The sequence below is a fragment of the Pseudomonas sp. PME37.24/006 genome, assembly GCF_055556635.1.
The window spans coordinates 1-250 of record NZ_JBVHNL010000232.1 but is presented as its reverse complement, the minus strand read 5'-3'; the positions used below and the strand labels follow the sequence as shown (position 1 = coordinate 250).

Here is a 250-nt window from a genome sequence, read left to right as displayed (position 1 = left end):
CTCCTGCAAGCCATACACCGGTGTCGGAATACCCTCCATGCGCGCCTTCAGCTGCAGCGCCAGATACAGCGAGTAGTGGCGCGACTGGTGCAGGTTGCCGCCATGGAACCACAGGGCGGGCTGCTGCGTGGGCTTCCACATGTTGCGCTGTTCGCCTTCCCACGGTCCCGGATCCTTGGTGGTGGCCGATCCCAGGCCCCAGCACTTGCCGACCTTGTCGGCCACCTCGTGCGAGATCAGGTCGGCGGCC

The 250-nt window shown here is 66.0% G+C and carries 1 pseudogene; it reads right to left on the bottom strand.

The features are described 5' to 3' along the window. Nucleotides 1-250 (bottom strand): annotated as a pseudogene (locus ACZ3GY_RS24525) (NAD(P)/FAD-dependent oxidoreductase); the annotation flags it as partial.